This is a genomic window from Enterobacter cloacae complex sp. SHL018 (genome assembly GCF_049237905.1).
Taxonomy (GTDB): Bacteria; Pseudomonadota; Gammaproteobacteria; order Enterobacterales; family Enterobacteriaceae; genus Enterobacter; species Enterobacter hormaechei_C.
Genome location: NZ_JBMKJE010000008.1, coordinates 62,278 through 87,727, shown reverse-complemented (window position 1 = coordinate 87,727; position 25,450 = coordinate 62,278). Strand labels below are relative to the sequence as shown.

The following is a 25,450-nucleotide window of genomic DNA, read 5'->3' as shown; positions in this document are numbered from 1 at the left end:
AACCTCGCCCTGGAGAATGAGGTGCTGTATGACATCCCTGACTCGTCCGCGCGTTGAGTTTATCTCAACGATACTCCAGACCGTGCTGAACCTCGGTCTGCTGAGCCTTGGCCTGATCCTGGTCGTTTTTCTGGGTAAAGAGACGGTGCATCTGGCGGATGTGCTGTTCGCCCCTGAGCAAACCAGCAAATACGCGCTGGTGGAAGGCCTGGTGGTCTACTTTCTCTACTTTGAATTTATCGCCCTGATTGTGAAGTACTTTCAGTCCGGCTTTCACTTCCCGCTGCGCTATTTTGTCTACATTGGCATCACCGCCATTGTGCGGCTGATCATCGTCGATCATAAATCTCCGCTCGACGTGCTGATCTACTCGGCGGCGATCCTGCTGCTGGTGATCACCCTCTGGCTGTGCAACTCGAAGCGGCTGAAACGCGAATAAAAAAATGGCGGCCCGGAGGCCGCCGAATAACAGTCACAAGTTGGTTCAATACAATACGTCTAAAGTTGAGGGTTGCAGTGGCATAACAAATGAAACTTAACCTTTCACACCGCCCGCCGTCAGGCCGTTGACCAGCCAGCGCTGGGCCAGCAGGAACACCACGGTAATCGGGATGGCAGAGAGGACGGCCGCCGCGGCAAAGTCGCCCCACAGGTAGTTTTGCGGGTTGAGGTACTGCTGCATACCGACGGCAAGGGTGTAGCTGTTCACATCGCGCAGTAGCAGTGAGGCGACCGGGACTTCGGTGATGGAGGCGATAAACGACAGGATAAACACCACCGCCAGAATCGGCACCGACAGCGGCAGCAGCACCAGACGGAACGCCTGCCACGGTGTCGCCCCATCCAGCGCCGCCGCTTCTTCCAGCGAACCGTCGATGGTTTCGAAATAGCCTTTGATGGTCCACACGTGCAGGGCGATGCCGCCAAGATAAGCGAAGATCACGCCGCCGTGAGTGTTCAGGCCGATGAACGGCACATACTGCCCAAGACGGTCAAACAGGGCATACAACGCCACCAGCGACAGCACGGCCGGGAACATCTGGAAAATCAGCATCCCTTTCAGCAGCGTCGCTTTGCCCGGGAAACGCATACGGGCGAAGGCGTAAGCGCAGGTGGTGGAGAGCGTCACGATGCCGATCGCAGTGATGGTCGCCACCTTCACCGAGTTCCATAGCCACAGCAGCACCGGGAACGGCGGCGGCGTGACGCGGCCATCCGCATGTTCCACGCTGAAGCCCAGCGCGAGCTTCCAGTGCTCCCAGGAGATTTCGTCCGGGATCAGGCTCCCGGTGGCGAAGTTCCCCGAACGCAGGGAGATGGCGATAACCATCAGCAGCGGGAACATGATCGCCGCGATGAAAATCAGCAGGCCTAAGTGCGTCGCGAGGAGGCGCAGTTTCTGAGATTTGGGTTGTACCATTGCCATGTTCAGTGCCCTCCTTAGTCAAATTTCATACGTGTGGCTTTCAGGTTCACAATCGCCAGGGCGCCCACCAGCAGGAAGATCAGGGTGGCAATCGCCGCCGCCAGGCCGAAGTCCTGACCGCCGCCGCCCTCGAAGGCGATGCGGTAGGTGTAGCTCACGAGCAGGTCGGTATAGCCTGCCGGCGTGGTGGTGCCGAGACGGTCCGGGCCACCGTTGGTCAACAGCTGAATCAGCACAAAGTTGTTAAAGTTAAAGGCGAAGCTGGCGATCATCAGCGGCGTCAGCGGCTTAATGAGCAGCGGCAGGGTAATTTTGAAGAAGTTCTGGAACGGACCCGCGCCGTCCATCGCCGAGGCTTCGTACAGATCGTCCGGGATAGCCTTCAGCAGCCCCATGCACAGGATCATCATGTACGGATAACCGAGCCAGGTGTTCACGATGATAATCATCGAGCGAGCGGTGGTTGGGTCGCTGAACCAGGCCGGTTTGATACCGAACAGCGCGCTCAGCATCATGTTGATTTCACCGAAGCTCTGGTTAAACAGCCCTTTGAAAATCAGAATCGAGATAAACGACGGCACGGCGTAGGGCAGAATCAGCAGCACGCGGTAAATCGCTTTGCCTTTCAGGGACTCCCACTGCACGAGGCAGGCCAGCACCATGCCCACGGCCACGGTCAGGATCACGGTCAGCACCGAGAAGACCACCGTCCAGACGAAGATGGCGAAGAACGGTTTCTGGATGCCTTCGTCGGTAAATACGCGGGTGAAGTTGTCCCAGCCGATGGTGACGGTATAGCCCGGGCTGAGTTTGTCGTCGCCCCAGCTGCCGTCGGCATTCACCGACTGATAGAAACCGATATCGTTGTTCGGACGGTACTTCACGCCGCTCTGGTTGTTGGTCAGCGTGCCGTCATCCGCCAGAGTATAAAGCGGCTGCGTGCCGGAGAACTGACGCAGCGAGCTCATGGTCACTTTGCTTTCGTCTGGCAGCACGGCGGTGAGCTGGGTCAGCGCCTGACGATTCTGGGTAATGATACGCAGGTTCGCACGTTCACCTTCCGGCAGGGCCGCAGCCTCTTTTAAGGCCAGCTTCTGCTCGCCGCCAAATTTGAACGCGTCGGAAAGATAGGTTTTGCCGCTCTCACCGTCAGTGAGCGCTAACTTCCACTCGTCACCCGTGGGATACAGGCCGAAGTTAAAGGTTTTACCCGCCTGGTAAGAACGATCCAGAAGCACCTGGGTGGCACGCTCCTGCGCGAGCTGGTTGGTGCTGCTGTAGTTGGTAAAGGCAATCGCGATGGTGCAGATCAGCGGAAAGAGGACAAACAGCCCCATCCCGGCAACGCCCGGGTAGACATAGCGCCAGGCGTACGCTTTACGGTTGGCGAAAATATACAGGCCAACCGAGCTTAAAATCAGCGTCATGATGGCAAACAGGTATTCCCCTTGCACGTACATTAAAACAACAAGGTAACCCACCAGCAGACACAGCAGACCTATCACTGACCACTTCAGTGCGTCGCTTTGCCACCAGTGTTTCTTTTTAATGACATCCATGGGGTTCTTCCTCTACAACGGTGGAAACTTATCGTCAGGTGGCGCTGCGCTTACCTGACCTACGGATCGTGCCGTAGTCGTAGGGCGGGTAAGCGCACGCGCCACCCGCCGTTTTTCAGACTTACTTAGTAATACGGCCCTGAGCATCTTTCAGTGCGGCATCGACACTCTGGCGACCGCTTGCAGCGTTGATGACCGCGGTACGGGTGGCGTACCAGAACGCAGCCATCTGTGGGATGTTCGGCATGATTTCGCCTTTCTGGGCGTTATCCATGGTGGCCGCAATACGCGGATCTTTCGCCAGCTGATCCTGGAAGGATTTCAGCGCAACGGCGCCCAGCGGCTTGTCCTTGTTCACTTCATCCAGACCCTGATCGGTCAGCAGGTAGTTTTCGAGGAACTCTTTCGCCAGCTCTTTGTTCGGGCTGGCGGCGTTGATGCCTGCGCTCAGCACGCCCACGAACGGTTTAGACGGCTTGCCGTTGAAGGTTGGCAGCAGGGTCACGCCGTAGTTGATTTTGCTCTTGTCGATGTTGGTCCAGGCCCACGGACCATTGATGGTCATCGCGGTTTCGCCTTTGTTGAACGCCGCTTCCGCGATGGAGTAGTCGGTATCCGCATTCATGTGTTTGTTCTTGATGAGGTCAACCAGGAAGGTCAGACCCGCTTTCGCGCCTGCGTTGTCCACGCCCACGTCTTTCACGTCATATTTGCCGTTTTCAAACTTGAACGCGTAACCGCCGTCGGCAGCAATCAGCGGCCAGGTGAAGTACGGCTCTTGCAGGTTGAACATCAGGGCGGATTTACCTTTCGCCTTCAGCTCTTTATCCAGAGCAGGGATCTCTTCCCAGGTCTTCGGCGGGTTTGGCACCAGGTCTTTGTTGTAAATCAGAGACAGCGCTTCAACCGCGATTGGGTAAGCGATCAGCTTGCCGTTATAGCGAACGGCGTCCCAGGTGAACGGGAACAGTTTGTCCTGGAAGGCTTTGTCTGGCGTAACTTCTGCCAGCAGGCCAGACTGCGCGTAGCCCCCGAAACGGTCATGCGCCCAGAAGATAATGTCCGGACCATCGCCAGTTGCCGCAACCTGCGGGAACTTCTCTTCCAGTTTGTCCGGGTGTTCTACGGTGACTTTGATACCGGTGTCTTTCTCGAATTTTTTGCCCACTTCGGCCAGACCGTTATAGCCCTTGTCGCCGTTAATCCAGATAACCAGCTTACCTTCTTCAATTTTGGCGAGAGCCGGTGCGGAAATCATCATTGCTGCGAGGGCGGACAATGCGAAAACGCGTGCGCCAGTCTTGATCTTCATATCTGCCATCCTTTATTGGTGATGTGCTCGTGGATACATAAGGTGGTTCAACGTGACTCAGTCTCCTTATTTGACATCCTCTTTCCATCCTCCCAGTCCCTACGCCCCACCCCCTGTTTGTGTGATCCCTGTAACATAAATTTAAGTTATGAGTGCTGGCGCACATAAAAACCCACTGAATTTTGCAGGCCGCTTCACGATTTTCGCCTCAGCCCCTCCGCTGCGGTCGCAGAGCCTGCTCTCTCATCCTCCCGCCTCCTCCCCCATAAAAAAGCCGGGGGGTGGAGGATTCACGAAAGTAATGGAACACGCATAGTGAACTTATCTTGAATGTTTCTGTCGGTGACAGGTTGTAACGAAGGGAGAAGGGCATGGCGAGCGTACAGCTGCGTAATGTAACGAAAGCCTGGGGCGACGTAGTGGTGTCAAAAGACATCAATCTGGACATCCACGAAGGTGAGTTTGTGGTGTTCGTGGGTCCATCAGGCTGTGGTAAATCGACTCTGCTGCGTATGATTGCCGGTCTTGAAACCATCACCAGTGGCGATTTATTTATTGGTGATACCCGAATGAACGACATCCCGCCAGCTGAACGCGGCGTGGGCATGGTGTTCCAGTCTTATGCCCTTTATCCGCATCTTTCCGTTGCCGAGAACATGTCCTTTGGCCTGAAGCTGGCCGGCGCGAAAAAAGAGACCATTAACCAGCGCGTCACCCAGGTGGCGGAAGTGCTCCAGCTGGCACATCTGCTGGAGCGTAAACCGAAGGCGCTCTCCGGTGGTCAGCGTCAGCGTGTGGCGATCGGCCGTACGCTGGTGGCCGAGCCGCGCGTGTTCCTGCTCGATGAACCGCTTTCTAACCTGGATGCCGCCCTGCGCGTCCAGATGCGTATCGAAATCTCCCGTCTGCACAAACGCCTTGGACGCACGATGATTTACGTCACCCACGATCAGGTCGAAGCGATGACGCTGGCCGACAAAATCGTGGTGCTGGACGCCGGTCGCGTGGCGCAGGTGGGCAAACCGCTGGAGCTGTATCACTACCCGGCAGACCGCTTTGTTGCGGGCTTCATTGGCTCGCCAAAGATGAACTTCCTGCCCGTAAAAGTGACCGCGACGGCAATCGAACAGGTACAGGTGGAGCTGCCAAACCGTCAGCAAGTCTGGCTGCCGGTCGACAGCGCTAACGTACAGGTGGGGGCCAACATGTCCCTCGGTATCCGCCCTGAGCATTTACTGCCGAGCCACATCGCTGATGTGACGCTGGAAGGTGAAGTTCAGGTCGTCGAACAGCTTGGTCACGAAACACAGATTCATATCCAGATCCCCGCCATCCGTCAGAACCTGGTCTACCGCCAGAATGACGTGGTGTTGGTAGAAGAGGGTGCCACATTCGCTATCGGTTTGCCGCCAGAGCGTTGCCATCTGTTCCGTGAGGATGGCACTGCATGTCGTCGGTTGCACAAAGAGCCAGGCGTTTAAGCATTCCAATTACAAAGAAAAGCAATGATCTCAGGAGATAGAATAATGATTACTCTGCGCAAAGTCCCTCTGGCTGTCGCCATTGCGGCAGGCATCCTGTCTGCCCAGGCGGGCGCCGTAGACTTTAAAGGTTATGCTCGTTCCGGCATTGGCTGGACCGGAAGTGGCGGTGAACAACAATGTTTCCAGGCAACAGGCGCACAAAGTAAATACCGTCTCGGTAACGAATGTGAAACCTACGCCGAACTGAAACTGGGCCAGGAAGTGTGGAAAGAAGGCGACAAGAGCTTCTATTTCGACACCAACGTAGCGTACTCCGTTTCTCAACAGAATGACTGGGAATCCACCAGCCCGGCCTTCCGTGAAGCTAACGTGCAGGGTAAAAACCTGATTGAATGGCTGCCAGGCTCTACCATCTGGGCCGGTAAACGCTTCTATCAGCGTCATGACGTACACATGATCGACTTCTACTACTGGGATATCTCTGGTCCTGGTGCCGGTATTGAAAACATCGATCTGGGCTTTGGTAAACTCTCTCTGGCAGCGACCCGTTCTTCTGAGTCCGGCGGTTCTGCAACCTTCGCCGATCGTGATGCGAACGGCGACCGTATTTATGACAACGTGGTACCAAACGATGTCTTCGATGTGCGTTTAGCCGGTCTGGAAACCAACCCGGGCGGTACGCTGGAGCTGGGCGTTGACTACGGTCATACCAACATTCCTGACGACTACTACCTGCAACCTGGCGCCTCTAAAGATGGCTGGCTGTTCACCGCTGAACACACCCAGAGCATGATGAAAGGCTTCAACAAGTTCGTACTGCAATACGGTACGGATTCCATGACCTCTAACGGTAAAGGTATTCCACAGGGCGGCAGCATCGATAACGACGGCTCTATGTGGCGCGTGCTGGACCACGGTGCAATCACCCTGGCAGACCGTTGGGACCTGATGTACGTCGGTATGTACCAGAACATCGATCGTGACAACAACAACGGTACCGAGTGGTGGACCGTGGGTGTTCGTCCAATGTTCAAATGGACGCCGATCATGAGCACCTTGCTGGAAGTGGGCTACGACAACGTCAAATCTCAGAAAACTGACGACAAAAACAGCCAGTACAAAATCACCCTGGCACAGCAATGGCAGGCAGGCGACAGCATCTGGTCCCGTCCGGCTATCCGCGTCTTCGCAACCTACGCGAAGTGGGATGAGAAATGGGGCTATGCAAACAACGACTCAGGTGCAGGTTACACCTCTGGCGTAGCGTATAGCGACACCTCCGCGAAAACCTTCAGCCGTGGCGACAACGATGAGTGGACCTTCGGCGCCCAGATGGAAATCTGGTGGTAATTCGTCAAGCCTGACGTAATGACCTGAAAAGAGGGGCGCAAGCCCCTCTCTCCTTAGGGTGCTGCGCGCTATTGCCTGGCCACCGCAGTGCTCACGCTATCAGAGGTAATAACAATGAAAATGAAGAAAAGTCTCGTCGCGCTGTGCCTCTCTGCGGGGCTGTTGGCCTGTGCGCCTGCGGTCACCTTTGCAGATGTGAATTTTGTTCCTCAAAATACCAGCGCTGCGCCAGCTATTCCGGCTGCGGCACTTCAGCAACTGGTGTGGACGCCAGTTGATCAATCGAAAACACAAACTACCCAGCTTTCAGCGGGGGGCCAGTCACTGAACGTGCCGGGTATCAGCGGTCCGGTTGCGGCTTTCAGCGTGCCGGCGAATATCGGCGAGCTGACCCTGACATTGACCAGTGAAGTCAATAAACAGACCAGCGTCTTCGCGCCTAACGTGCTGATCCTCGATCAGAACATGACGCCATCCGCGTTCTTCCCAAGCGACTATTTCAGCTATCAGGAGCCTGGCGTCATGAGCGCCGATCGGCTGGAAGGCGTTATGCGCCTGACGCCAGCCCTGGGTCAGCAGAAGATTTATGTTCTGGTGTTCACGACTGAAAAAGATTTGCAGCAAACCACGAAGCTTGTTGACCCGGCAAAAGCCTATGCGAAAGGCACGGGGAACTCTGTTCCGGATATTCCGGACCCGCTTGCCCGTCATACCACCGATGGTCTGATCAAGCTGAAAGTCTCCACCAACAGCGCCTCCAGCGTACTCGTAGGCCCGCTGTTTGGCTCATCTGGCCCGGGTCCGGTAACGGTGGGTAATACTGCCGCGCCTGTATATGCCGCGCCTGCCGCAGCACCAGCCGCAGCCCCGGCCCCGGCGAAAAAAGCCGAGCCGGTGCTTAACGATACTGAAACTTACTTTAACAACGCCATCAAGCAGGCGGTTAAAAACGGCGATGTCGATAAAGCGCTGAAACTGCTTGATGAAGCCGAGCGTTTAGGTTCAACCACTGCCCGTTCCACCTTTATCAGCAGTGTAAAAGGCAAGGGGTAACCGTCTCCCCACAGTGCTGATTTTGTTAGTCGTTTAGTGCGCCTTCACGGGCGCACTTTTTTTGGCTAAGTTGCACCATTGTTGCGATAGTGATCGCTAAATTTGGTTTGTCCGTCCTCATTTTGCCAATCTGCGATACAATGCCTTTACGTTATGTATCGGAGAGTCTGGCATGTCACACCCCGCGCTCACGCAGCTGCGTGCGCTACGCTATTTCGACCAAATACCCGCGCTTGACCCGGAGCAACTGGACTGGCTGCTGCTGGAAGATTCCATGACAAAACGTTTTGAGCAACAGGGTAAAACGGTCACGGTGACGATGATTCAGGAAGGGTTTGTCTCGCCTGCGGAGATTGCCAGCGAGCTGCCGCTGCTGCCGCAGGAAGAACGCTACTGGCTGCGTGAAATTTTACTGTGTGCCGATGGCGAGCCGTGGCTTGCCGGGCGGACGGTGGTTCCTGAGTCTACACTTTCCGGGCCGGAGCTGGCATTGCAACGCCTCGGCAAAACGCCCCTGGGGCGCTATCTGTTCACCTCGTCTGAACTGACCCGTGATTTTATTGAAATTGGTTGCGATGCCGATTTGTGGGGGCGCCGTTCCCGCCTTCGTTTGAGTGGCAAGCCGTTAATACTGACGGAACTCTTTTTGCCTGCATCGCCGTTGTACTAAGAGGGAGAAAAAATGGAGTGGAGTCTGACGCAGAATAAGCTGCTGGCCTATCACCGCCTGATGCGTACTGATAAACCCATTGGCGCGCTGCTGCTGCTGTGGCCGACCTTATGGGCGCTGTGGGTTGCCACGCCGGGCGTGCCGCCGCTGTGGATCCTGGCGGTGTTTGTGGCGGGCGTCTGGCTGATGCGCGCTGCGGGCTGTGTGGTTAACGACTATGCTGACCGGAAATTTGATGGACATGTTAAGCGCACCGCGAATCGTCCTCTGCCGAGCGGTCAGGTGACCGGGAAAGAGGCGCGCATTCTGTTTGTGGTGCTGGTGCTTCTCTCTTTTATGCTGGTGTTAACCCTTAACACCATGACCATTCTGCTGTCCGTTGCTGCTCTGGCGCTGGCCTGGGTTTACCCGTTCATGAAGCGATACACCCATCTGCCGCAGGTGGTATTGGGTGCGGCATTTGGCTGGTCGATTCCCATGGCGTTTGCCGCGGTCAGCGAGTCCGTTCCGCTCAGCTGCTGGCTGATGTTCCTGGCGAATATTCTCTGGGCCGTTGCGTACGATACCCAATACGCGATGGTCGATCGCGATGACGATCTCAAGATTGGCATCAAATCGACGGCGATCCTGTTTGGTCGTCACGACAAACTTATCATCGGCATATTGCAGGTGGCGGTGCTGGCGCTGATGGTGGCGATTGGTCGCCTGAACGGGCTGAACTGGGAGTTTTACTGGTCCGTACTGGTGGCGGGGCTGCTGTTTGCGTATCAGCAGAAGCTGATCGCGAAGCGCGAGCGTGAAGCCTGCTTTAAAGCGTTTCTGAATAATAACTACGTCGGGCTGGTGCTGTTTCTGGGCCTGGCGATGAGTTACTGGTGATAAAAAAGCCGGGTGGCGGCTTCGCCTTACCCGGCCTACGATTTAGCGGAACATATAGGCCGGGTAAGCGTTAGCGCCACCCGGCTTTAGCATCATTCGCCCTGCGTCGAACTCTCAATCGTCAAACGCACATCCGCGGTAATCAGCTCTGCCAGCATCTGGTAAACCTTCATCGTCTCTTCCGGCTCGGCATCGCCCGTATCGCTAATGTACCCTTCGTCGCGCAGCGTCAGCACCAGGGAGCTGAATACCGCTTTGTCGAAGAATTCCGGGGCGTTAATGCCATGCAGAACGGAAAGGCGCTGGGCCAGCGTCCGGCTCTCTTTTTCCAGCGTACCGCGGTTGATGGACGGATTTGCACTCAGCAACCAGAAGGTAATGGCGTAGCGCTGCAACGTCTCACGCGCACCGGAAGCCAGAAGCTGCAAGGTACGGGAACGTGACGGATTGATATGCAGTTCATCATCACTGATGGTAATCAGCCCCTGACGATGCATCTCTGCCGTCATTTTATCGAGCTCTGCCGCCAGTTCATCCTTACTCCAGCGCAGGAACAGCTCCGCTTTCAGCATTGGGTAGATGGCCTGAATATGGCGCAGCAGCTCCTGACGCGAAATCCGGCGGTGCTGGGTAATAATGGCCGCCATCAGCGACGGCAGCATCAGCATGTGCGTGATGTTATTGCGGTAGTAGGTCATCAGCACGGCCTGCTCGCGCGGCAGAATGATGATGTCACCAATCGTATCTTTCTCGACTTCGAACTTGTTCATCTGCAACGCGTGATCGATCAGCTCGCTGGCGGTGGCAGACGGCACGGTCGAATCAACGGAATACGGCACGTTGCGCATGATATCCAGGTAGCAGTCAATCTGCTCGGTCAGCTGTTCGCGGGTCAGTGAACGCTGGCGGGAGGCCAGAAGCGCAGTACAACACAGGTTCATGGCGTTTGCCGCACCAGCATTGTTGATGCGTACCATCAGCTCGGATGCAATGCCGTTGACCGTTGGCGTCAGCCAGGCCGGACGTACCGCTTCGATAGGATCGATAGACTCGCGCCACTCCGGAACATGATGGTTCAGATATGTCATCAACGGCAGGGGCTCACCAAAGTTCACGTAGCCCTGGCCGAGGTTGCGCAGTTTACTCAGCCCACGCAGCATCTGCGGCAGACTCTCTTTCTCTTTGGTCGCACCGCGCAGCTCTTTCGCGTAGGTGCCCACTTCCATCACGTGTTCATAACCGATGTAAATAGGCACCAGCGTGATAGGACGCGTACCGCCACGCAGCATGGCCTGAATGGTCATCGACAGCGTGCCGGTCTTCGGATCGAGCAGACGACCGGTACGCGAGCGACCGCCTTCAACAAAGTACTCCACGGAATAACCGCGGCTGAACAGCTCGCCCAGATACTCCCTGAAGACGGTGGAGTAAAGCTTGTTACCCTTGAAGGTACGACGAATAAAGAACGCACCCAGACGGCGGAAAATCGGGCCTGCTGGCCAGAAGTTCAGGTTGATACCGGCAGCAATATGCGGCGGCACCAGACCCTGGTGATAGAGCACGTAAGAGAGCAACAGGTAGTCCATGTGGCTGCGGTGGCAGGGCACATAGACAATCTCGTGGCCGTCGTGCGCTAACTGACGTACGCGCTCGGCGTTGTGGACGTTAATCCCCTGATAGAGGCGGTTCCACGTGAAGCCAAGGATACGGTCAGAGAGGCGAATCATCTCGTAGGAGAAATTCGCGGCGATCTCTTCCATCAGCGCTATCGCGTTCTGCTGCGCTTTCTCGTGCGAAATTTTCTTGCTGCGCGCTTCGTCTTCTACGGCACGGGCAATCGCTTTGGAAGCCAGCAGCTTGTTGAACAGATCCTGACGTGCCGGGAGACGTGGTCCAACGGCCGCCAGACGCTGACGTGCAAAGTGCATACGCGCAACGCGCGCCAGCTTTTGCGCAATGATTTTGTCAGTGCCGTGTTCATCCGCCATGCGGCGCAGTGAAACGGAAGGTGAGAAGCGGACAAAGCTGTCGCGTCCCAGCCAGGAGACGGCGAAGAACTTCTGAATGCCGTTGAGCATACGCAGCGGCGGGTTCTCTTCCCCTTTTTCGCGCCCCGGACGACGGCCAAACATCACCGACACCGGCACCATCTGCACGTCCAGATCGGGGTTGCTGCGGTGCAGATCGAGGTAATCATGGAACAGCTTAATGGACTCTTCTTTCGGCGTGTAATAGGTGAACACGCGCGGCCCGCCATGGATGAACACGTAGCGCGGCAGCAGCGTACCGTCGACTTCCAGCGGTTCAAGCGGGTCAGGTAAATCGTGCGCCAGACATTGAGCGCGAAGCGTCAGCAGGTCTGCCTTCGAGTTATAAGGCAAAACGTACATAATAGGGCGCGACGTATCGAGCCCTAATTCCAGCGCAGGTTCTGCTGGGATAGACTTACTTTTTACCAGGACGCTTAATGGTAAATTAAGTAATTTGTAGTAAATTCGTGGCCAGCCGGACATAAACGATGTAAAGCCTCTGGTTAATAATGCAATTGCGGCGCAAGGATAACAGAAAGCGCGCAAAATTTCTGTTGTTACCCGTCATACTTCAGGTTGCAGCAAAACGCGCTGCGGCTTTAGTTACAGACGCTATTTATCATAAAAGGTTCTTTTAATGGCCAATAATACCACTGGGTTAACTCGAATCATTAAAGCTGCCGGTTATTCATGGAAAGGTTTCCGCGCGGCATGGGTTAATGAAGCCGCTTTCCGCCAGGAAGCGGTTGCCGCAATCGTTGCCGTTGTCATCGCCTGCTTCCTTGATGTTGATGCTATCACCCGCGTACTGCTCATCGGATCTGTCCTTCTGGTGATGATAGTGGAAATTCTGAATAGCGCTATTGAGGCCGTAGTTGATCGAATCGGGTCGGAATTCCATGAACTGTCTGGCCGGGCGAAAGACATGGGTTCCGCTGCCGTACTGCTGGCGATTATCACTGCGGCGATCACCTGGGTCACGCTGCTTTGGTCGCATTTCCGATGAGCCTCGAGGAATAATTAAGTCCCTGGTTTTTTGTGCAGTTTTTGGTTCCAAAATCGCCTTTGACTGTATATACTCACAGCATAACTGTATATACACCCAGGGGGCGGTATGAAAGCGTTAACGACCAGGCAGCAAGAGGTGTTTGATCTCATTCGGGATCATATCGGCCAGACGGGTATGCCACCCACGCGTGCAGAAATTGCGCAGCGTCTGGGCTTCCGTTCTCCTAATGCTGCCGAAGAGCACCTTAAAGCGCTGGCGCGTAAGGGCGTGATTGAGATTGTTTCCGGCGCCTCACGCGGCATTCGTCTGCTTGTGGAAGAAGAGAGCGGTATTCCACTGGTGGGCCGCGTTGCCGCAGGTGAACCTCTGCTGGCGCAGCAGCACATCGAAGGGCACTATCAGGTTGACCCAGGCATGTTCAAGCCGAGCGCCGATTTCCTGCTGCGCGTTAGCGGAATGTCCATGAAAGATATCGGTATTCTGGATGGCGATCTGCTGGCGGTACACAAAACGCAGGATGTGCGTAACGGGCAAGTCGTGGTGGCGCGCATTGATGATGAAGTGACGGTTAAGCGCCTGAAAAAACAAGGCAATACCGTGCAGCTTCTGCCTGAAAACAATGAATTCTCCCCGATTGTGGTAGATCTCCGCGAGCAGAGCTTCTCTATTGAAGGGCTGGCGGTCGGCGTTATCCGCAACGGTGAATGGCTGTAATCTCTTCCTGACAGGCTGTAGTTCCTCTACAGCCTGGCCTGTTTTCTGATTCCGGTAATTTCCATGGCATTGCTAACTTCTGCCGATAAGGCGTTGTGGCGTCTTGCGCTACCGATGATTTTTTCCAATATTACCGTTCCTCTGCTGGGGCTGGTGGATACGGCGGTTATCGGGCATCTCGATTCGCCGATTTATCTTGGCGGCGTCGCGATCGGCGCAACGGCGACCAGCTTCCTCTTTATGCTGCTGCTTTTTCTGCGCATGAGTACGACAGGCCTGACGGCCCAGGCGTATGGTGCAAAAGATCCCCTGCGTCTGGCGCGTGCGCTGGTTCAGCCGCTCATTCTGGCATTCGGTGCCGGCGCGTTAATCGTTCTGTTGCGTACGCCGCTGATTGATCTTGCGCTCCATATTGTAGGCGGCAGCGATGCCGTACTGGAACAGGCCCGGCGGTTCCTCGAAATTCGCTGGCTCAGCGCGCCCGCTTCACTGGCAAACCTGGTCCTGCTGGGCTGGCTGCTGGGCGTGCAGTACGCCCGCGCGCCGGTGATCCTGCTGGTGGTGGGCAACCTGCTTAACATTGTGCTCGATCTCTGGCTGGTGATGGGGCTGCACATGAACGTCCGGGGCGCGGCGCTGGCCACGGCGATTGCCGAGTACGGTACGCTGCTGATCGGTTTGGGGATGGTCTGGCGCGTGCTGGCGATGCGCGGTATCACCCTGGATCTGCTGAAATCGGCCTGGCGCGGCAACATTCGAAAGCTGCTGGCGCTTAATCGCGACATCATGCTCCGTTCGCTTCTGCTGCAACTCTGCTTTGGTGCATTAACCGTTTTTGGTGCGCGTCTTGGGCCTGAGATCGTTGCCGTCAACGCAGTGCTTATGACATTACTGACCTTTACCGCTTACGCGCTGGATGGTTTTGCTTACGCCGTGGAGGCGCATTCAGGGCAGGCCTATGGCGCGCGTGAAAGCGGCCAGTTACGTGAAGTCTGGCGTGCTGCCTGTCGTCAGGCGGGCCTGGTGGCGCTGGTCTTTGCTCTGGTATACGCCTGTTTTGGTGGGCATATTGTCGCGTTACTCACCTCGTTGCCCGCGCTACGTGAGCTGGCAGATCGCTACATCCTCTGGCAGGTAGTATTACCGGTGGTGGGCGTGTGGTGCTATTTGCTGGACGGCATGTTTATTGGTGCGACGCGAGGGGCGGAGATGCGCAACAGCATGGCCGTCGCGGCGGCGGGGTTCGGCCTGACGCTGCTAACCCTGCCGTATCTCGGCAATCATGGTCTGTGGCTGGCGCTGGCGGTGTTTCTCTCACTGCGTGGCCTTTCGCTGGCCGTTATCTGGCATCGTCACTGGCGAAACAATACCTGGTTTCCAGCCCCGCACGATATATCGTAACGGTTAAAGATTCCGAATATAAAAACAACTGCCGAATCCTTAACTACAATAATAATCACGTCCAGCAGAAAAGAACGAAGCGGACGATACTCATAGACGCTTAACACGAGGACACGATTATGAATAAAGACGAAATCGGCGGCAACTGGAAGCAATTCAAAGGTAAAGCGAAAGAACAGTGGGGTAAGCTGACAGATGACGATATGACCGTCATTGAAGGTAAGCGCGATCAGCTGGTAGGTAAAATCCAGGAGCGCTACGGTTACGAAAAAGATCAGGCGGAAAATGAAGTCAAAGACTGGGAAACCCGTAACGACTACCGCTGGTAACCGGCACTATCCCCAAGGGCGGCCCTGAGCCGCCTTTTTCTTTGGCTTTAACGCGGCTTTTTCTTCACCAGGATAGAGTGATCGTGCTGACAGGCATCCTGATGGCGGCATGACTCCACCTCCACGCAGGCAGAACATAAGCCGTGGGCTTCAATCACATTATGGCGCAGCGCAAAGCCCATTCTGGCTGCCAGCGTATGCATAATATCTTCCACACCTTCCGCACACTCTTCCTTCACCACACCACAGCGATCGCAGATAAACATGGCGGACGTGTGAGTTGGCTGGTCAAAAAGATGGCACAGCACATAGCTGTTTGTTGATTCCACTTTATGCACAAACCCTTGCTCCAGCAGAAAATCCAGCGCCCGATAAACGGTCGGCGGTTTTGCCTGCGGCTCGCTTTCACGCAGCAGATCGAGCAGATCGTAGGCGCTGATGGCGCCCTGTTGCAGGCTCATCAGACGCAGTACCTCAAGGCGCTGCGGGGTCAGGCGCACATTGCGTTGCGCGCACAGCTTTTCAGCTTGCGCTAACAGCTCTTTTGTGGACTTGTCCATCGGGCACCTCGGATGTGTAAGGGGTGAAAACCCTCACTTTATCATGTTCTGCTAAAAACACCGAGATCCGCCAGGCTGTGCTATACCTGACGCATCGCAAATCAGGAGATCGCAAAATGAAAAGACCTGACTGTATTCGGCACTGGCGGGACGTGGAAGGCGCTGATGACGCAACGTATCCTGACAGTAACGAACGTTTTTCTGTTGGCGCGCCGCTGGCCCGCAGGCTGGGTCTCGGCCGCATTGGTATTCACCATGAACGGCTGCCACCCGGACGCCGTACGTCTTATCCGCATGCGGAAAGCGACGAAGAGGAGTTTGTTTACGTTCTGGAGGGTTACCCTGAGGCCTGGATCAATGGCTATTTATGGAAGCTCGAACCCGGAGACAGCGTGGGATTTCCAGCCGGGACGGGCGTGTGTCACACCTTTATCAACAATACCGATGAAGAGGTGCGCTTACTGGTGGTGGGTGAGGCCAATAAAAAACATAACCGCATCTACTATCCGCTCAATCCGGTGTATGCCGCGACGCGCGAAGACCGCTGGGTCGACCATCCGCCTCAGTTTTTTGGGCCGCACGATGGAAAACCTGGGCGAAAATAATTTCCTCTTCTATAAATATTGATGGTCGTCACATATTACAACAGGCCGGGATGGAATTTAACTTAAGGAAATAGCGGGTCTTTTTGCACTTATTCACAGCAATAGTTCGTTCCTGTTTGGGTGATAACAGACAGGGTTAACTAATAACAAACTATTTACGAGCACACTGTGAAAAAACATTTTAAATTTTCGATGGTTAGCATCGCTGTCTCCTTTTTTATGGCAAATCAGGCGGGAGCAGCCAATACCTGGACGGAAGCGCGTAGCGACGCAATGGGCGGAACGGGTGTCGCGGCAGGGAGCTATGGCAGCGGGGCGTTAATCAACCCCGCGTTACTGGCAAAATCTAAGCCCGAGGATGATGTGACGGTTATTTTGCCGTCCGTTGGCGTGCAGGTGACCGATGAAGACAATCTTCAGGACGAGATTGATACCATTAACGACAAAATCAATCATTACAAGGATGTGGTTGATAGTCTGACCCCCATTGAAGTTATCACCAATCCATTAGGTTCGATCAATCAGTTCCAGGGCGCAGCGAAAGATCTCGCTGATGAACTGGACTACCTGAAAGGCAAGACCGCACACGCCACCGCAGGGGCGGGGATTGCCGTCAGTATCCCTAACGATATTCTTTCCGTGGCCTTTATGGCAAAAGGCTATGCCCATGGCCGGGTCAGCTCTTCAATCGATCAGCAGGACATTGATTATCTGCGCGGTATACAACGAAGCGATGCGGTGGCTGCCGGTGTGGCGCTGGATGCCGCGCTAAACGGTACCGATCAGATCACCAAAAACCTTAACTCTACGGCGTCTGGTCGGGCGGCGATTGTGTCCGACTACGGTATTGCGGTGGCCCGTCAGTTCGATCTTGGCGGCGTTCCGGTTTCCGTTGGCGTCACGCCGAAGCTGCAAAAAACCTGGCTCTATAACTACACCACCTCAATCTACGATTACGACAGTAATAAGTGGAACGACAGCCGCTACCGTACCGACGACACTGGCTTCAACGTCGATGCCGGTATTGCTGCTGATTTTGGTGAAAACTGGACGGTCGGCGTGAGCGGGCAAAACCTGATGTCGCGCGATATCGATACCAAAGATATCCGCATTCGCAATGGGCGCACGGGAGAGGGGGTGAGTTATAAAGACACCTATCAGATCCGTCCGCTGGTCACTGCCGGGGCCGCCTGGCACAACGATCTGGTCACGCTGACCGCAGATGGCGATCTGACCGAAACCAAGGGCTTTAAAAGCGAAGACACCTCCCAGTACGTTGGCGTCGGTGCCGAAGTCACGCCACTGAGCTGGCTGGCAGTACGCGCCGGTTATCGTGCGGATATGAAAGGGAACGACAGCAACGTCTTTACCGGCGGTGTCGGTTTCGCGCCGTTCAACTCCGTCCACGTTGACCTGATGGGGCTTTATGGCGAAGACGAGACCTGGGGCGCAGGGGCACAGTTGAGCATGACGTTCTAAAGTACACCGGAGGCGCTGCGCCTCCGGCTTTTCTTTGTGCTATAGTAGCGCCCCTTTTCCACCAGATGCTTAAAACTTCGCCATGTCGTCAGAACTCCAGACCGCTTTCCATGCACACCGTTTCTCCATTGCGCCAATGCTTGACTGGACGGACAGACACTGCCGCTATTTCCTGCGCCAGCTCTCCCGCCATACGCTGCTGTACACCGAAATGGTCACTACCGGCGCAATTATTCACGGCAAGGGCGATTATCTGGCGTACAGCGAAGAGGAGCATCCGGTTGCGCTGCAACTGGGTGGCAGCGATCCGGCTGCGCTGGCGCAGTGCGCGAAGCTGGCTGAAGAACGCGGCTATGACGAGATTAACCTCAACGTCGGTTGCCCGTCCGACCGTGTGCAAAACGGTATGTTCGGCGCGTGTCTGATGGGTAATGCACATCTGGTGGCGGACTGTATCAAAGCGATGCGCGACGTCGTCTCTATCCCGGTTACGGTCAAAACCCGTATCGGCATAGACGACCAGGACAGCTACGAGTTCCTGTGTGATTTCATCAACACCGTATCAGGGAAGGGTGAATGCGAGATGTTTATCATCCACGCCCGTAAAGCCTGGCTCTCTGGCCTCAGCCCGAAAGAAAACCGCGAGATCCCGCCGCTGGACTACCCGCGCGTGTACCAGCTAAAACGCGACTTCCCGCACCTGACCATGTCGATCAACGGCGGTATTACGTCGCTGGACGAGGCCAAAGCGCATCTCGAACATATGGATGGCGTGATGGTCGGACGCGAGGCGTATCAGAACCCGGGCATTCTGGCGACGGTTGACCGGGAAATCTTTGGTGTTGACGGTGCTGACTCCGATCCCGTGGCGGTAGTGCGCGCCATGTATCCGTACATTGAGCGCGAGCTGAGTCATGGTACGTATCTGGGCCACATTACCCGCCATATGCTTGGCCTGTTCCAGGGCATTCCTGGCGCGCGCCAGTGGCGTCGTTATCTCAGCGAGAACGCGCATAAGGCCGGTGCGGATATTGAGGTCCTGGAACACGCGCTGCGTCTGGTTGCGGATAAACGTTAAATTTCGCTAAAAGATGGTCAAATACGCCACGCCCTGCAAGACATTGCGGGGCGTTTTGCTTTCAGAACAACGACTTATTTTTGGCATGTTTCTTGTAACGATCGCAGCATCATTCGGGAACTCGTGGGAGAGCACCATGCTGGAACTACTTTTTGTGATTGGCTTCTTTATCATGCTGATGGTCACGGGCGTATCGCTGCTCGGTATCCTGGCCGCGCTCGTCGTGGCCACGGTGGTGATGTTTGTCGGCGGTTTATTTGCCCTGACGATTAAACTCTTGCCGTGGTTACTTCTGGCGATTGCGGTGGTATGGGCGATACGGGCGATTAAATCACCAAAACTGCCCACTTATCAGCGTAATAACCGCTTCCGTTACTAAGGTATTGAGGTGTACGTCACATACCTGCAACTTTTCCGGCAGCAATCCTTAGAACAGAATAGGATTTACTTATCGAATCTGTCACTATGGCTGCCGCTAAAGAATTCATCGAGCTGTACCCTACATACAGCCGAACTAAAAAAAGAAAGGGCTTCCCACGGGAAGCCCAATTTCTTTTTATGGCTCAGGGAATTAACAGACTTGATCCCTGCGTTGCCCGGCTCTCCAGCACCTCATGCGCGCGCTGCGCATCGGTCAGCGGATATTTCTGCGCCTCTGCCACATCCACTTTAATTACCCCACTGGCGATCAGCGAGAACAGCTCGTTGCTGGCTTCCTCAAGTTCTTCCCGGTTGGTGATGTAACCTTGCAGGGAAGGGCGAGTGACATATAGCGACCCTTTCTGATTCAGAATGCCCAGGTTGACGCCGGTGACTGCCCCGGAGGCGTTACCGAAGCTCACCATCAGCCCGCGACGTTGCAGGCAGTCCAGCGAAGATTCCCAGGTGTCTTTCCCCACCGAGTCATACACCACGCGGACCTTTTTGCCGCCAGTGATCTCTTTCAGCCGCTCAACGATGCTCTCTTCCCGGTAGTTGATCACCTGCCATGCGCCCGCGTCCAGCGCGCGCTGCGCTTTTTGCGCGCTGCCTGTGGTGCCGATCAGCTTCGCGCCCAGGGCTTTCGCCCACTGGCAGGCAATCAGCCCCACGCCACCTGCGGCTGCGTGAAACAGGAATTGCTCGTCAGGCTTAATTTCGTAGGTTTTGCGCAGCAGATAATAGACCGTCAGCCCTTTCAGGAATGAGGCGGCAGCCTGCTCGAAGCCGATCGCATTTGGCAGAAGCGCCGCTTTCTCGGCCGGAACGTTATGGATGGAGCTGTAAGCGCCCAGCGCCGACTGCGCGTACACCACGCGATCGCCTTCCTTAATGTGCTTAACCGCGCTGCCCACTTTGCTGACGATACCGGCCGCCTCGGTGCCCAGTCCGCTCGGCATCGACGGAGGCGGGTAGAGGCCGCCGCGAATATAGGTATCGATGTAGTTAATGCCGATCGCTTTGTTTTCCACCTGGATTTCGTTCTCGCCAGGCGCAGCGGGGGTAAATTCCACCGCTTTGAGTACGTCAGGGCCACCATGCTTGTGAAATTCAATACGTGTTGCCATGCTTCCTCCAGAATGTGGTAATCTTTCGACCCACTCTTTATCTCGGTAACTCCATTCACTATGGCAGGAAACAAACCCTTCAACAAACAGACTGAACCTCGTGAGCGTGATTATCAGGTCGCCGGGTTAAAAGTCCCGCCGCACTCGATTGAAGCGGAACAGTCGGTGTTGGGCGGTTTAATGCTGGATAACGAACGCTGGGACGACGTCGCCGAGCGCGTTGTCGCGGAAGACTTCTATACCCGCCCGCACCGCCACATCTTTACGGAAATGGCGCGGTTGCAGGAGTCGGGCAGCCCGATTGACCTGATTACGCTCGCAGAATCGCTGGAGCGTCTGGGACAGCTCGACAGCGTCGGCGGATTTGCCTATCTGGCAGAACTGTCAAAAAACACGCCAAGTGCCGCTAACATCAGCGCTTACGCTGATATCGTCCGTGAACGTGCCGTTGTCCGCGAGATGATCTCGGTGGCGAATGAGATCGCCGAGGCTGGTTTCGATCCCCAGGGGCGCACCAGCGAAGATCTGCTCGACCTGGCGGAATCCCGCGTCTTTAAAATCGCCGAAAGCCGGGCGAACAAAGACGAAGGCCCGAAAAACATCGCCGACGTGCTCGACGCCACCGTTGCGCGTATTGAGCAGCTTTTCCAGCAGCCGCACGATGGCGTGACGGGGGTGAACACCGGTTATGACGATCTCAACAAGAAAACGGCAGGTCTTCAGCCATCGGATTTGATTATCGTCGCGGCGCGTCCGTCGATGGGTAAAACGACATTTGCGATGAACCTCGTCGAAAACGCGGCGATGTTGCAGGATAAGCCGGTGCTTATCTTCAGTCTTGAGATGCCCTCTGAACAGATCATGATGCGTTCTCTGGCGTCCCTGTCGCGCGTGGATCAGACCCGCATCCGTACCGGCCAGCTGGACGATGAGGACTGGGCGCGGATCTCCGGCACCATGGGGATTTTGCTGGAAAAACGGAACATCTATATCGATGACTCCTCCGGCCTGACGCCGACGGAAGTGCGCTCCCGCGCGCGCCGTATCGCCCGTGAACACGGTGGTATCGGCCTCATCATGATCGACTACCTTCAGCTGATGCGCGTTCCGTCGCTTTCCGACAATCGTACGCTGGAGATTGCCGAGATTTCCCGCTCGCTCAAGGCGTTAGCCAAAGAGCTGCACGTGCCGGTGGTGGCGCTATCGCAGCTTAACCGCTCTCTGGAACAACGTGCAGACAAGCGCCCGGTCAACTCCGACCTGCGTGAATCCGGCTCCATCGAGCAGGATGCCGACTTAATCATGTTCATCTACCGTGATGAGGTTTATCACGAGAACAGCGATCTGAAAGGGATCGCCGAAATTATTATTGGTAAGCAACGTAACGGCCCCATCGGTACGGTACGTCTGACCTTTAACGGCCAGTGGTCGCGTTTCGACAACTATGCCGGTCCTCAATATGATGATGAGTAATTTCTAAGGAATTCAAATGCAAGCGGCAACTGTTGTTATTAACCGCCGCGCTCTGCGACACAACCTGCAACGTCTGCGAGAACTGGCGCCCGCCAGTAAGCTCGTTGCAGTCGTGAAAGCGAACGCTTACGGACACGGTCTTCTTGAGACCGCGCGAACGCTCCCCGATGCCGACGCTTTTGGCGTCGCCCGTCTCGAAGAAGCTCTCCACCTGCGCGCAGGTGGAATTACGCAACCGATACTGCTCCTGGAAGGCTTTTTTGAAGCCTCGGACCTGCCGACCATTGCCGATCAGCACCTGCACACGGCGGTGCATAACGAAGAACAGCTGGCCGCGCTGGAAACGGCTGAACTGAGCGAGCCGGTCACCGTCTGGATGAAGCTCGACACGGGCATGCACCGTCTGGGCGTGCGGCCGGAAAGCGCGGAGGCGTTTTATCAGCGTCTGAGTCAGTGCAAAAATGTGCGTCAGCCAGTGAATATCGTCAGCCACTTTGCCCGCGCCGATGAGCCTGAATGCGGCGCAACGGAACAGCAGCTTGATATCTTCAACACCTTCTGCGAAGGCAAACCGGGGATGCGCTCCATTGCGGCGTCCGGCGGGATCCTGCTATGGCCGCAGTCGCACTTCGACTGGGCGCGTCCAGGCATCATTCTTTATGGCGTTTCGCCGCTGGAGAACAAACCCTGGGGGCCGGACTTTGGCTTTAAGCCGGTTATGTCGCTGGTTTCAAAGCTGATTGCCGTGCGTGAGCACAAAGCGGGAGAGCCGGTGGGTTACGGCGGCACCTGGACCAGCGAGCACGACACGCGTCTTGGCGTGGTGGCGATGGGTTACGGCGACGGCTATCCCCGCGCCGCGCCAACGGGGACGCCGGTGCTGGTCAATGGACGCGAAGTCAAGATTGTCGGTCGCGTGGCGATGGACATGATTTGTGTTGATCTTGGGCCCGACGCGCAGGATAAAGCGGGGGACGATGCGGTGATGTGGGGTGAAGGCCTGCCGGTAGAGCGTATTGCTGAAATAACAAAAGTGAGTGCTTACGAACTTATCACGCGCCTTACCTCAAGGGTCGCAATGAAATACGTCGACTAAGCATGAGCGGGATGAGATGCATCCCGCTTCTGTTAACATCCCCTCGATCTTCTTCCGCTTCCGGTTTATTGTTGAATGCCCTGCCTCATAATAATCCGGAGAACATCGCGTGTTTCAGAAAGTAGACGCCTACGCCGGCGACCCTATCCTCTCCTTGATGGAGCGTTTCAAAGAAGATCCTCGCAGCGACAAAGTGAACCTCAGCATTGGTCTTTACTACAACGAAGACGGCATCATTCCTCAGTTGAAAGCCGTTGCCGAAGCTGAAGCGCGTCTGAACGCAACCCCGCACGGTGCTTCGCTTTATCTGCCGATGGAAGGATTAAACACCTACCGCAACACTATCGCGCCGCTGCTGTTTGGTGCGGACCACGCGGTGCTCGCGCAAAAGCGCGTGGCGACTATCCAGACGCTGGGTGGCTCGGGTGCGCTAAAGGTAGGCGCAGATTTCCTGAAAAAGTACTTCCCGGATTCCGGCGTGTGGGTCAGCGACCCGACGTGGGAAAACCACGTTGCGATCTTCGAGGGCGCGGGCTTTAAGGTGGCGACCTATCCGTGGTTCGACAGCGAAACCAACGGCGTGCGCGTTGATGCGCTGCTGGAAAAACTGAACACCCTGCCGGAGCGCAGTATCGTATTGCTGCATCCGTGCTGCCATAATCCGACCGGTGCGGACCTCACCAATGCCCAGTGGGATGCGGTGATCGAGATACTGAAGGCGCGTAACCTGATCCCGTTCCTCGACATCGCCTATCAGGGCTTTGGCGCGGGCATGCAGGAAGACGCCTACGCCATTCGCGCGATTGCCAGCGCGGGGCTTCCCGCTCTGGTCAGCAACTCGTTCTCAAAAATCTTCTCCCTGTACGGCGAGCGCGTTGGCGGCCTGTCCGTGGTGTGTGAAGACGCCGAAGCCGCGGGACGCGTACTCGGTCAGCTGAAAGCGACGGTCCGCCGTATCTACTCCAGCCCGCCGAACTTTGGTGCGCAGGTGGTGGCGACAGTTCTCGGTGACGAAACGCTGAAAGCGTCCTGGCTTGCGGAAGTGGAAGCGATGCGTAAGCGCATCCTGTCGATGCGTCAGGAGCTGGTTAACGTCCTGAAAGAGGCCGTGCCTGGGCATAACTTTGATTATCTTCTCAAGCAACGCGGGATGTTCAGCTACACCGGACTGAGCGCAGCGCAGGTCGATCGCCTGCGCGAAGAGTTCGGTGTCTACCTGATCGCCAGCGGCCGTATGTGCGTGGCGGGTCTGAATGCCAGCAACGTCCAGCGCGTGGCGCAGGCGTTTGCATCCGTAATGTAAGCATTCACTTACTTGCATACTGTATGTAGGCCGGGTAAGGCGTAGCCGCCGCCCGGCTTTTTTGTTCGCGCCGGTGCCAGTCATTGCCCGGTGGCGCTTCGCTTCCCGGACCTACACGTTTCTTCTGCGCTTTGTGATCGTCTTCTTTTTATTCAGCTCCATAAGTAAAAACTCCTTTCCTTCCCCTCCCGCTGGGGTTATGGTCGGATAGTTTTTTGACCATCCGCTCAAAATAAAAAGATAACAAACTGAATATTCAGGGGAAAATATGCGCAAGATCACACTGGCGCTCAGCGCCGCCTGCTTATTGTTCTCGCTTAATAGCACCGTTGTTGCGCGGGCTTCTGCACCCACGCCGCTTTACACCGGCACCACCGCCGCCATGCTTGCCGAACAGGCCCCCATTCACTGGGTTTCAGTGGCACAAATCGAAAACAGCCTGACGGGTCGCCCGCCGATGGCCGTGGGCTTCGATATTGACGATACCGTTCTCTTCTCCAGCCCGGGTTTCTGGCGCGGCAAAAAAACGTACTCCCCGGACAGCGAAGCCTATCTGAAAAACCCGGAATTCTGGGAAAAGATGAACAACGGCTGGGATGAGTTCAGTATCCCGAAAGAGGTTGCCCGCGCGCTGATCGCCATGCACGTAAAGCGCGGCGACAGCATTTACTTCGTGACCGGACGTAGCCAGACCAAAACCGAAACCGTCTCGAAAACGCTACAGGATGATTTCCTGATCCCGGCGGCCAGCATGAACCCGGTCATTTTTGCCGGGGACCATGAAGGGCAAAACACCAAAACCCAGTGGCTGGAAAAGAAAAATATCAAAGTGTTCTACGGTGATTCAGATAACGACATCACCGCGGCGCACGACGTGGGAGCCAGAGGCATCAGGGTGTTACGCGCCTCGAACTCCACCTACCGACCGCTGCCGATGGCCGGAAAATTTGGTGAAGAGGTGATCGTTAACTCTGAATACTGACGCATTAATGGCGGGGTGAATGCTTTTTTAAGCAAATCTCGCCGCGCGGGTTTTACCTTTCGCTTTCTTGCTGCACACTTAGAAAGATTCACCTTTCATAATGGAGCAGCA

At 55.8% G+C, this 25,450-nt stretch carries 24 protein-coding genes; 18 read left to right on the top strand and 6 right to left on the bottom strand.

Translation table 11 applies throughout. The features are described from left to right. The first annotated feature begins 28 nt into the window (after positions 1-28). Positions 29-439, top strand: a complete 411-nt coding sequence (gene psiE, locus ACOTY5_RS21430; RefSeq protein WP_000202963.1) for a phosphate-starvation-inducible protein PsiE — start codon at positions 29-31, stop codon at positions 437-439. A 96-nt stretch (positions 440-535) separates the two neighbouring features. Here psiE and malG read toward each other — a convergent pair whose 3' ends face one another. The 3 genes from malG to malE form a co-directional block, all read right to left on the bottom strand. After that, complete coding sequence (malG, locus tag ACOTY5_RS21425) at positions 536-1,426, bottom strand: maltose ABC transporter permease MalG (protein ID WP_045141435.1); 891 nt, start codon at positions 1,424-1,426, stop codon at positions 536-538. 14 nt (positions 1,427-1,440) lie between these two features. Continuing rightward, a complete protein-coding gene (malF, locus tag ACOTY5_RS21420) occupies positions 1,441-2,985 on the bottom strand; it encodes a maltose ABC transporter permease MalF (RefSeq protein ID WP_017694723.1) in 1,545 nt (514 codons plus the stop codon). Between the two features lie 121 nt (positions 2,986-3,106). Then, on the bottom strand, positions 3,107-4,297 hold the full coding sequence (gene malE / locus ACOTY5_RS21415; protein ID WP_032646869.1) for a maltose/maltodextrin ABC transporter substrate-binding protein MalE: 1,191 nt from the start codon (positions 4,295-4,297) through the stop codon (positions 3,107-3,109). A gap of 371 nt (positions 4,298-4,668) precedes the next feature. Between malE and malK the strand changes: the two genes are divergently transcribed. The 5 genes from malK to ubiA all read left to right on the top strand — a co-directional run bounded on the left by malK (position 4,669) and on the right by ubiA (position 9,733). Next, the gene (gene malK, locus ACOTY5_RS21410; RefSeq protein WP_003860329.1) at positions 4,669-5,778 is read left to right on the top strand and encodes a maltose/maltodextrin ABC transporter ATP-binding protein MalK; all 1,110 of its coding nucleotides are present in this window, start codon (positions 4,669-4,671) and stop codon (positions 5,776-5,778) included. Positions 5,779-5,820: 42 nt separating this feature from the next. Continuing rightward, entirely contained in the window at positions 5,821-7,131 is a 1,311-nt protein-coding gene (locus tag ACOTY5_RS21405; protein WP_026080558.1) for a maltoporin, read from the top strand. A 114-nt stretch (positions 7,132-7,245) separates the two neighbouring features. Then, on the top strand, positions 7,246-8,184 hold the full coding sequence (malM, locus tag ACOTY5_RS21400) for a maltose operon protein MalM (RefSeq protein ID WP_015570172.1): 939 nt from the start codon (positions 7,246-7,248) through the stop codon (positions 8,182-8,184). A gap of 172 nt (positions 8,185-8,356) precedes the next feature. After that, the gene (gene ubiC / locus ACOTY5_RS21395; RefSeq protein ID WP_015570175.1) at positions 8,357-8,854 is read left to right on the top strand and encodes a chorismate lyase; all 498 of its coding nucleotides are present in this window, start codon (positions 8,357-8,359) and stop codon (positions 8,852-8,854) included. A 12-nt stretch (positions 8,855-8,866) separates the two neighbouring features. Next, positions 8,867-9,733, top strand: coding sequence for a 4-hydroxybenzoate octaprenyltransferase (gene ubiA, locus ACOTY5_RS21390; RefSeq protein WP_015570176.1), 867 nt, complete (start codon positions 8,867-8,869; stop codon positions 9,731-9,733). 92 nt (positions 9,734-9,825) lie between these two features. Here ubiA and plsB read toward each other — a convergent pair whose 3' ends face one another. Then, entirely contained in the window at positions 9,826-12,246 is a 2,421-nt protein-coding gene (gene plsB, locus ACOTY5_RS21385; RefSeq protein ID WP_003860322.1) for a glycerol-3-phosphate 1-O-acyltransferase PlsB, read from the bottom strand. A 154-nt stretch (positions 12,247-12,400) separates the two neighbouring features. Between plsB and ACOTY5_RS21380 the strand changes: the two genes are divergently transcribed. The 4 genes from ACOTY5_RS21380 (at position 12,401) to ACOTY5_RS21365 (ending at position 15,216) form a co-directional block, all read left to right on the top strand. Beyond that, positions 12,401-12,769 carry a diacylglycerol kinase gene (locus ACOTY5_RS21380; protein WP_017382619.1) on the top strand — a complete coding sequence of 123 codons (369 nt, stop codon included), beginning with the start codon at positions 12,401-12,403 and terminating at the stop codon, positions 12,767-12,769. A 108-nt stretch (positions 12,770-12,877) separates the two neighbouring features. Continuing rightward, positions 12,878-13,486 carry a transcriptional repressor LexA gene (gene lexA, locus ACOTY5_RS21375; RefSeq protein ID WP_003860318.1) on the top strand — a complete coding sequence of 203 codons (609 nt, stop codon included), beginning with the start codon at positions 12,878-12,880 and terminating at the stop codon, positions 13,484-13,486. Positions 13,487-13,549: 63 nt separating this feature from the next. Beyond that, on the top strand, positions 13,550-14,887 hold the full coding sequence (gene dinF, locus ACOTY5_RS21370; RefSeq protein ID WP_023302925.1) for an MATE family efflux transporter DinF: 1,338 nt from the start codon (positions 13,550-13,552) through the stop codon (positions 14,885-14,887). A gap of 119 nt (positions 14,888-15,006) precedes the next feature. Further along, positions 15,007-15,216 carry a CsbD family protein gene (locus ACOTY5_RS21365; protein ID WP_003860314.1) on the top strand — a complete coding sequence of 70 codons (210 nt, stop codon included), beginning with the start codon at positions 15,007-15,009 and terminating at the stop codon, positions 15,214-15,216. A gap of 47 nt (positions 15,217-15,263) precedes the next feature. On the opposite strand, the gene zur is transcribed toward ACOTY5_RS21365, so the two are convergent. Further along, on the bottom strand, positions 15,264-15,776 hold the full coding sequence (zur, locus tag ACOTY5_RS21360; protein WP_006810484.1) for a zinc uptake transcriptional repressor Zur: 513 nt from the start codon (positions 15,774-15,776) through the stop codon (positions 15,264-15,266). Positions 15,777-15,892: 116 nt separating this feature from the next. On the opposite strand from zur, the gene ACOTY5_RS21355 reads away from it, so the two are divergent. The 4 genes from ACOTY5_RS21355 (at position 15,893) to pspG (ending at position 19,317) form a co-directional block, all read left to right on the top strand. Then, entirely contained in the window at positions 15,893-16,381 is a 489-nt protein-coding gene (locus tag ACOTY5_RS21355) for a cupin domain-containing protein (protein WP_017382621.1), read from the top strand. Between the two features lie 192 nt (positions 16,382-16,573). Next, positions 16,574-17,860 carry a conjugal transfer protein TraF gene (traF, locus tag ACOTY5_RS21350; RefSeq protein ID WP_234423049.1) on the top strand — a complete coding sequence of 429 codons (1,287 nt, stop codon included), beginning with the start codon at positions 16,574-16,576 and terminating at the stop codon, positions 17,858-17,860. An 82-nt stretch (positions 17,861-17,942) separates the two neighbouring features. Further along, positions 17,943-18,938 carry a tRNA dihydrouridine(20/20a) synthase DusA gene (dusA, locus tag ACOTY5_RS21345; protein ID WP_045141433.1) on the top strand — a complete coding sequence of 332 codons (996 nt, stop codon included), beginning with the start codon at positions 17,943-17,945 and terminating at the stop codon, positions 18,936-18,938. 136 nt (positions 18,939-19,074) lie between these two features. Then, positions 19,075-19,317: an envelope stress response protein PspG gene (gene pspG, locus ACOTY5_RS21340; RefSeq protein WP_017382623.1), complete on the top strand. Its 243-nt coding sequence runs from the start codon at positions 19,075-19,077 to the stop codon at positions 19,315-19,317. 184 nt (positions 19,318-19,501) lie between these two features. Here the strand turns inward: pspG and ACOTY5_RS21335 are convergent, their stop codons facing one another. Beyond that, entirely contained in the window at positions 19,502-20,485 is a 984-nt protein-coding gene (locus ACOTY5_RS21335) for a quinone oxidoreductase (protein WP_003860300.1), read from the bottom strand. 60 nt (positions 20,486-20,545) lie between these two features. On the opposite strand from ACOTY5_RS21335, the gene dnaB reads away from it, so the two are divergent. From dnaB to aphA, 4 genes are all read left to right on the top strand, one after another. Continuing rightward, positions 20,546-21,958 (top strand): replicative DNA helicase, encoded by a 1,413-nt coding sequence (gene dnaB / locus ACOTY5_RS21330; protein WP_003860298.1) that lies wholly within the window; start codon positions 20,546-20,548, stop codon positions 21,956-21,958. A gap of 16 nt (positions 21,959-21,974) precedes the next feature. Further along, positions 21,975-23,054 carry an alanine racemase gene (alr, locus tag ACOTY5_RS21325; protein ID WP_032652211.1) on the top strand — a complete coding sequence of 360 codons (1,080 nt, stop codon included), beginning with the start codon at positions 21,975-21,977 and terminating at the stop codon, positions 23,052-23,054. Positions 23,055-23,163: 109 nt separating this feature from the next. Next, positions 23,164-24,357: an aromatic amino acid transaminase gene (gene tyrB / locus ACOTY5_RS21320; protein WP_045141432.1), complete on the top strand. Its 1,194-nt coding sequence runs from the start codon at positions 23,164-23,166 to the stop codon at positions 24,355-24,357. Between the two features lie 268 nt (positions 24,358-24,625). Continuing rightward, entirely contained in the window at positions 24,626-25,339 is a 714-nt protein-coding gene (gene aphA, locus ACOTY5_RS21315) for an acid phosphatase AphA (protein WP_045141431.1), read from the top strand. Positions 25,340-25,450: the final 111 nt, after the last annotated feature.